We start from the raw sequence: 8249 nt of genomic DNA on the forward strand, positions 1-8249 counted from the left end.
CATCCAGGTTTTATATTCTGATTTTGACCCGGAAGACCCGAAAAAAGAAATCATTACTGAGATTCTAAATCAGGTAAAGAGACTTGATCGGGCAGTCAGAGACCTCCTGAGCTATGCAAAACCCACACCGCCGCAGATGTCTCCTAACAATATACACTCCATTCTGGAGAAGACCCTCTTTTTCATCCAGCAGGTAGCAAAAAAGGGGAAAACCATCATAGAGATGGATTTCGAGAAAAACCTTCCTGATATAATGTTAGATGCTGACCAGATTCAGCAGGTATTTTTGAATCTTTCCATCAATGCCATTCAGGCGATGCCCGAAGGAGGAGTCCTGAAAATCACAACCGCTTTGAGAAATTCAGAAGAAATATCCGAAGGGCTTTCAGAAATAAAAACCGAATGGTTAGAGATAAAGTTTGAAGATACAGGAGTAGGCATCTCTGAGGAGGATATAAAAAATATCTTTAATCCATTCTTTACAAAAAAAGTTAAAGGCACAGGCCTCGGCCTTTCAATAAGTCAGCGGATTATAGAAGACCACTGTGGAAGAATCATGGTTAGAAGCCAACCAGGGAAGGGGAGTGCCTTTATGGTATATTTGCCGGTAAAATGCTGCTAATGATGCCTGTAATATTAATGTCCTATACTCACAGCGTTGATGTCATTCCCCGACCCCCGATTACAACCTTCGAGGGCAGGCTTAATCGGGGAATCCAGTATTTACGGTTTATCTGTCATGCCCGAAGTTCTTAATCGGGCATCCAGTTCCTTGGTATTCCTGGGTCCCCGTTTTCACGGGGACGACGTCTGGATTCCCGTTTTCACGGGAATGACGAAACAGCGGACATTTATTATGCAGCTTTCACTAATTGTAACAAGTATCACAAGAAGCTAAAAAGGGATTAGGCTAAATGAGAAAAAACTCAGGGAACTCCAGTGAATAAGATATTAGTCATAGACGACGAAAAGTTTATTACCTGGTCCCTCAAACAGGGCTTAGAAAAAGAGGGATACGAGGTCTTAACGTCTGATTCAGGCGAAGAGGGACTTGAGGTCTTTAAGGCAGAAATTCCTGATATCACACTTTTAGATGTCCAGCTTTCAGGGATGGATGGCATTAAAACCCTGGAAATGATAAAAGAACAGAACAGGGATGCCCTGGTAATCATGATTACAGCCCATGGAGGTGTTGAAGGTGCTGTCAGGGCAATAAAATTAGGGGCCTATGACTATATAGAGAAACCTTTTGACCTGGATAGAATCAAGATACTGATAAAAAAGGCGCTGGAGACAGTGACTTTAAAAAAAGAGGTCCGCCAGCTAAGGAGCGAACAGCAGGACAAATACAGTTTTGAAAACATCATAGGGCAGTCCGAAGCTATAAAAAAGGTAATCACCATTGCCAGAAAGATTGCTGAAAGTGACGCCACTACTATTCTTCTTCAGGGGGAGAGCGGAACTGGAAAGGACCTTATAGCAAAGGCGATTCATTTCCATAGTTCCCGTGCTGACAAACCTTTTATAGAAGTAACCTGCACAGCCCTGCCAGAAACCCTTATCGAAAGCGAGCTCTTTGGCTATGAGAAGGGTGCCTTTACAGATGCAAAGACATCTAAGAAAGGGCTCTTCGAATTAGCCGATGGCGGAACAATTTATTTAGATGAGATTGGCGATATGAAGCCCTCTACCCAGGCTAAGCTCCTCAGGGTCATAGAGGAACGCACATTTAAGAAAATAGGCGGTCTTAGAGACATCAAAGTGGATGTCAGAGTTATAGCCGCCACAAATAAAAATTTGGAAGAAGCAACAAAAGACGGAAGCTTCAGAGAAGACCTCTACTACAGGCTAAAAGTAATCCCTATATACATGCCTCCGCTGAGGGAGAGAAAAGAGGATATCATCCCTCTGGTTATGCATTTTATCAAGGTCTTTAATAGAGAGATCAAGAAGGAGGTAAAAGGCGTAGCTCCAGAAGCTGAGGAACTATTGCTGAATTATCCGTGGCCTGGCAATGTGAGAGAGTTAAAAAATATTATAGAAAGAGTTTTTATCCTGGAAAGCGACAACGTCATCCTTCCAGAACACCTGCACATGGAGATCAATACTTATGCCCATAAGACTACCCCCGAGGGAGAAAAATTTCCTCTAAACTTGCCTTCAGAAGGCGTATCCCTCGAAGGGCTTGAAAAAGAATTTATCCGCCAGGCACTGCAAATGGCTAATGGTAATCAGACAAAGGCAGCAAAATTGCTCGACCTCTCACGAGACGCCCTGAGATACAGGATGCAGAAATTCGGGCTGCTTTAATGATGCGAACTATTTCTTATGGCATGCATTGCAGAGGGCAATAGGTTGTACTCTTAACATCATGGGCTCCTGAGAATGAGGATCATGGCAGCTTATGCATGTGAGCCTGCCATCTTTTGTGAGCGGAAAGCCGCTCGGTATGGAAATCCTGGGAATCATTCCGACTGGATGTTCTCCCATGCCTATCCTCTCCCTGTGACATCCGAGGCAAAGCTCTGTAAGGGGCTTTTTTACAACCCCGCCTTTGGGACTCTCATGGCAGAAGATACATTCTTTTACAACTGCTCTGGATGGAGAAACGAGGATAAGGCAAAGAAAAATTGCGCAGATAAATCTCTTCATGGATTTATTATAGACCTGCAATATTCATAAGTTCAATAAGGTTTTTGTAAAAAATATCTTAAATCCCTCGATGGTGTTGACACCATTCTTATTTCTGTGTTAGCTTTTCAAATGATGTTTAAAATGAAATCCAAACTTAACGGGGTCTCCCCTCTTGTGTTTATTGCCAGCCTCAGCATTATTTTATTTTCCTGTGCAGCGCCTGAGAAAAAAGAAGTCGAACTTATGTGGCCCCTGCCGCCAGAAGAGCCGAAGATAAAGTGGGTTGGATGGATAAGGGGGGAGATGGATGTAAAGGAACCAGGCGCAGGAGAGAAGCTTCTCAAAGTCATTGTCGGCGAAAAAGAGAGGGGCATAGTTTTAGGAAAGCCATATGGCGCCCATGCAGGAGCAGGAAGGGTTTATGTATCTGATACCGGAGCAGGGAGAGTGGCTGTATTTGACCTGAAGGAGAAAAAGGCATTCTATATTGGCGAAGAGGGGTTGGGTATACTTAAGAAGCCTATAGGCGTTGTTACTGATAAAGATGGCAATATCTATGTAACGGACACTGAGCAGGACAGGGCAATAGTTTATGACAAAAATGGCAGATATCTTCATCCCATAGGAGAAAAGAAGCAATTCGAGCAGCCTGTTGGTATTGCCGTGAATGACGCCCTCGGAAGGGTCTATGTGGTTGATACAAAGAAGCATCATATCCAGGTATTCAGTAAAGATGGAAAATTCTTATTTGAATTCGGCAAAAGAGGCGGAGAAGACGGAGAGTTTAATTTTCCGACAAATACATTTATTGATGGGCAGGGAAAAATCTATGTTACTGACAGCATGAACTTCAGGGTCCAGATATTTGATGCCGATGGAAAGTTTCTCTCTAAATTTGGCCAGATAGGGGATTCTCCAGGCCAGTTTGCAAGGCCAAAGGGAATAGCCGTGGACTCAGATGGCCACATATATGTTGTGGATGCTGCCTTTAACAATGTCCAGATATTCGATAAGACCGGACAGCTTCTATTGTTTTTTGGCGATATGGGCAGAGGAGAGGGTAAATTCTGGCTTCCAGCAGGCATGTGGATAGACGAGGACGACAAAATATACGTGGCAGACCAGTATAACCGCAGGATTAATATCTTCCAGTACTTGAGTGAGAAGTATAAAAAAAGCCAGCAAAAAAAATAGGTTATCGCCCACATAGTTCGTGTTAAATCACCCTCTGCTGAGTGAAATAACACACCCCTATTAAGGGTTCAAGGTTCAGGGTTCAAAGGACTCAAGTAAAAAAGACATAAATTCAATCACTTGAGCACTGAACCTGTCAATCTCTTGACCACTTAGCCTCTGGCATTTATTTTGCTTTTTAAGTTTTAAAGTCAAAATTAAAACCATAAATTTAGAGAGGAGGTGAACAAATTTGAAGAAAGTATTTATAATTGGAGTTGTTATTCTTCTGGCATTTGGTGTTGCCTATGCAGCCCAGGATGTGAAGAACACAAAGCATAACCTTTCAACCTCCACCTCAACTGCTACCAGAACCTTTTATCTCACAGCAGGCACAGATGAGGTATGCGTGTTCTGCCATACCCCTCACTTCTCAACAACCACACCTGCAGGCATGCCATTATGGAACAGGACAAGCTCAACTGCAACTTATACGATGTATAATTCTTCAGTGAGCGCTACAATGGATATGACAGTTGCAGGAACCCCTCAGGGAGTCTCTGCAGCATGTCTTAGTTGCCATGATGGAACAGTTGCATTTGACTCATTGGTGAACAAGCCAGGCAGTGGCATTGGTGCACCATCAGGATGGACATGGTCAGGTGGCCTGACCAACATAACTACAAGTACCAATGCTTATATTGGCGCAGACCTGAGCAACGACCATCCTATATCTATAACCTATAGCACCACAGCAGACCCACAGTTTAATGCTATTACTGATACTACCAAGGGTAGAATTACTGTAGGGACTAGCTATGTCCAGTTCTATGGCAGTGGCAAGGATCAGGTTGAGTGCGGCTCATGCCATGACCCGCATGAAAAGGATGTCGCAACCTTCTTGAGAGTTGCTAACACAGGCAGCCAGCTCTGCCTCGGATGCCACATAAAGTAATGGTATAAAAGAGTTCTTAAAAAGGGTGTGCAGCTTGCACACCCTTTTTTTATAGTAATGAGGCTTGCCTCTGATTTATCCGCCTCAGCGGATTCGCTCTACGAGTCGTAGACCGAGGCGAACAGGATAATCTTTTTCTTGAACTTGTGATGTGTAAATTCGTATACTTGGCTAACTATAAAAACCATAACTTAAGGAGAAACAGCAAAGATGGGAGTCAAGAAACTCGTAGAGTCGAGTCTCCGACCCGTAATTATCCTGTTTTTAATATTTTTTATAATTGTCTTGCAATCAAAGACTTACGCCACTGATGAGCTCAGGGCAAGCAAGGTTGTGGCAGAGGTCAATGGCGCTGCTATCACGCAGGGAGAGCTTGACATAGCCACAGACAGCCTTTTGCCGAGCATCTCCTATCATGCCCATGTCTCCCCTGAAAAGCGCAAAGAAGCAGAGAAAAAAGCCCTCGAAAACCTGATTAATGAAGCGCTCTTTTTTGAGGAAGCCAGAAAGCAGGGGCTGAAAACTGATAAGTCTGATGTAATTGCACGGCTTGATAAAATAAAAGAAAAATATCCATCCAGAAAAGCATTCGAAGAGGCATTAAAAAAATACGGCATAAGTGAAGATGACCTTAAGGAAAAGGTAAAAAAGATCCTCCTCATTGAAAAACTCATGGAAAAAGAAGTAAGAGTCAGCCTTACAGACAAAGACATCGAGGACTACTACAATAAAAATATTGGGAAATTCATGGAGCCAGAGACTGTGAGTCTGAAATACATTTTTGTAAAGATTAACCCCGCAGACCCTGATTCAAGAAAAAAGGCAAAGGCAAAAGCCAGAGAAGCGTTATCAAAATTGAAATCCGGTGAGGATTTTTCAAAAGTGGCGTGGTCTTATTCTGAAGACATGAGCAGAGTCAAAGGGGGCGAGGTTGGCTTTATTCATAAAGGAAGGCTCGCACCTGAGGTAGAGAAGGTGGCCTTTTCCATGAAAACAGGGCAGATAAGCGGGCTCATCGAAAATGAACAAGGGTATCACATTGTCAAAGTAGAAGACAGGAGGCCCTCAAGGCAGATACCTCTCGATGAGATAAAGAACAAACTCAAAAAGGAACTTACTGAATCCTATCAGGCAAAAAAAATGGAAGAGCTCCTGAAGAGGTTGAAGGCCAGTGCAACGATTAAGTATTATTAAAATTTACCGTTCATGGTTCACGACTCACAGTAAGAAATCAAGAAACGGTGAACGGAGAACAGTGAACAGTTGGCAGTGAATGGGCGAATTATTTTTCATGGACTTGCAATTCTTTTGTTTCTACTGCCTCTTCCCATTATAACAGAGGCCCAGGAATATGGGCTTTCAGGGATAGTGCAGCTCACTTACAATAAAGAGGATTTTGATACTGCAGGCTCTACCACTACCCGCTCGAGCATAGAGCAGAGGTATGGTCTCAATTATAGCGGCTTTATCTATCACCCGCGGCTCTTCTCATATTCTATCGGCGGGACATTTGTAAAAGAGGACGGCAAGTCTGACGGCAGCGATGTAAGTGCAAAAGGCAAGGACTATAACATAAGGCTTGATTTCATCAGAGGCACCCCTTATCCTTTTTCCCTCTGGACTACAAAGTTTACAAATACATCTTTTGTCCCGCAAGCAGAAGGGCCATCCCTCCTCGTAAGACAGACCCTGAAGAGCACAGGGCTGGAGGGCAGTGCATACCCGAAGGGGCTTCCGACTCTGAGATACAGCCTCAGGCAGGATGACAGAAAAATCACAGGACAGGCAGAACCAACCGATGAACGGACAAGGGCCCTTTTTTTAGGGCTGAACCAGACATGGAAGGAATCTGCGATTGACCTTAACTACAATTTTAGAAACACCCTTTATAGGGTAAAGCTTGAAGAAGAAAACATCCATGACGTAAACTTCTCTGGCAGGACAAGATTATCAAAGACATTGACACTCTCTGAGAATGCCGGGTTTAACAAAAACACACTCACTGATTTTACAGAAGTCTCATCCACTACTTACCTTGAATACATCCCTACAGACAGGTTCAGAGGGAATATGAATACAAATTACCACCGTATAGAACAACCTGCAGGGAAAGGTGATTTCTTTTTCAATTCTGTTAATGGCGCCTATAAAGTAAGCCAGGCTCTCACAACCTCAGGAGACGTCTCTGTCTACTATAACACTGGAGATTTTGGCAGGGAGACAGCAGAAATGCTAAGTGGCGGCCTGAGTTATTTTACGCCAATAGCAAAGGAACTTACACTTTCTGCAAGCACAACCCTGGGCTTTGGCGCCTTCCAGGGCGAGAGGGATAAGACGACCATGAATTACAACCTCACATCCACACTGTCCCAAAATCTCCCGGATATAAAATCTAATGTCTCTACAGGGGGTTCTCTTTATTATTTTACCTCTACCTTAGGAGGCAGGACAGAGGCTTATAGGCTCAATCTCGGCATAATCAGCAACTACATAGAAAGACTCACCTTCCAGAGTGAGCTAAGATACTTTCAGGAAATGACCACACAGGAGAGGACAGACTCCGAAACTCCGCCTGCAATTTATACAAGAATCCTTACATCAGATACATCTCTGGCATATTTCATGCAATTAAGTTTGCGGGCAAGAATCGAAATGAAGGCAGGGCTACTGATTGATACGGGGACGACAGACAGGAGGTTTTATTACACTGAGGGAACCCTCGGATATCTCATCATGAGGAACCTCTTTATGAGGTCAATTTTGAGGTATATGCATGAGAGCATAGGGCCTTCTGACACTATTTCAGGCTCTATTAATTTGGATTACAATATAAGACGCATATTTGTGAACCTGAGGTATGAATTATGGAGGGAGAAAAAAATAGACACCACAAACACGAGAGCCACCACTTTCTTACAGATTACAAGGCCATTTTGAAAAACACAGGAGTGAGATGATAGAAAAAAGTTTTAAGTCAAAATTTTTTCTCAAGTTTACAGCAGGCATTATAGGAGGCATTGCTATTGTAATAGCAGTTCTCTATCTCATCCTTCCAAGGCCTGACATATCTCGTTATGCTGAAGTTGTCGCATCGTTTATTATGGCCGATGATGTGCTCACATCAACTTTTATTATTGCCGGAGCCATAGAAGTCATCTTTATAACACTTGTGATAGTCCTGATATCTGTCTTTGCCTCCCATAAAATAGCAGGCCCTATATACAGGCTGGAGAAGGCCATCGATGGCCTTTCCAATGCAGACCTTGGCCAGACAGTGCGCTTCAGGGGCTATGACCAGCTCCATAATGTTGCCCCGATATTTAATAATATGCTCCATGGGTTTAGAGAAAGACTCGATATAATTAGCAGGGCACATGAAGACCTTGAAAAGGCAAGGAAAGGACTCGACAACACACCTGAATCCGTCGAGCGGTTAAAAGAAAAAATAGATATTCTTGAAAAGGAGATTAAAAGATTCACCCTCTAA

Annotated in this window: 8 protein-coding genes; 7 read left to right on the forward strand and 1 reads right to left on the reverse strand. The window is 43.3% G+C overall.

Going from position 1 to position 8249, the window contains the following annotated elements:
- Together HZC12_03495 and HZC12_03500 are read left to right on the forward strand one after the other, a co-directional pair.
- The coding region (locus HZC12_03495; GenBank protein ID MBI5025791.1) for a histidine kinase at positions 1-622 on the forward strand (622 nt) is incomplete at its 5' end.
- A gap of 317 nt (positions 623-939) precedes the next feature.
- Entirely contained in the window at positions 940-2310 is a 1371-nt protein-coding gene (locus HZC12_03500) for a sigma-54-dependent Fis family transcriptional regulator (GenBank protein MBI5025792.1), read from the forward strand.
- Between the two features lie 9 nt (positions 2311-2319).
- Here the strand turns inward: HZC12_03500 and HZC12_03505 are convergent, their stop codons facing one another.
- Positions 2320-2652 carry a cytochrome c3 family protein gene (locus tag HZC12_03505; protein ID MBI5025793.1) on the reverse strand — a complete coding sequence of 111 codons (333 nt, stop codon included), beginning with the start codon at positions 2650-2652 and terminating at the stop codon, positions 2320-2322.
- Between the two features lie 123 nt (positions 2653-2775).
- Here HZC12_03505 and HZC12_03510 point away from each other — a divergent pair, with 123 nt between their 5' ends.
- The 5 genes from HZC12_03510 to HZC12_03530 all read left to right on the forward strand — a co-directional run bounded on the left by HZC12_03510 (position 2776) and on the right by HZC12_03530 (position 8249).
- Positions 2776-3828: a 6-bladed beta-propeller gene (locus tag HZC12_03510; protein ID MBI5025794.1), complete on the forward strand. Its 1053-nt coding sequence runs from the start codon at positions 2776-2778 to the stop codon at positions 3826-3828.
- 433 nt (positions 3829-4261) lie between these two features.
- Complete coding sequence (locus tag HZC12_03515; GenBank protein MBI5025795.1) at positions 4262-4762, forward strand: cytochrome C; 501 nt, start codon at positions 4262-4264, stop codon at positions 4760-4762.
- Positions 4763-4972: 210 nt separating this feature from the next.
- A complete protein-coding gene (locus tag HZC12_03520) occupies positions 4973-5956 on the forward strand; it encodes a peptidyl-prolyl cis-trans isomerase (GenBank protein MBI5025796.1) in 984 nt (327 codons plus the stop codon).
- A gap of 69 nt (positions 5957-6025) precedes the next feature.
- The gene (locus HZC12_03525) at positions 6026-7699 is read left to right on the forward strand and encodes a hypothetical protein (GenBank protein ID MBI5025797.1); all 1674 of its coding nucleotides are present in this window, start codon (positions 6026-6028) and stop codon (positions 7697-7699) included.
- A 16-nt stretch (positions 7700-7715) separates the two neighbouring features.
- Positions 7716-8249, forward strand: a complete 534-nt coding sequence (locus HZC12_03530) for a methyl-accepting chemotaxis protein (GenBank protein MBI5025798.1) — start codon at positions 7716-7718, stop codon at positions 8247-8249.

Source organism: Nitrospirota bacterium, assembly GCA_016214385.1.
Lineage (GTDB): Bacteria > Nitrospirota > Thermodesulfovibrionia > UBA6902 > JACROP01 > JACROP01.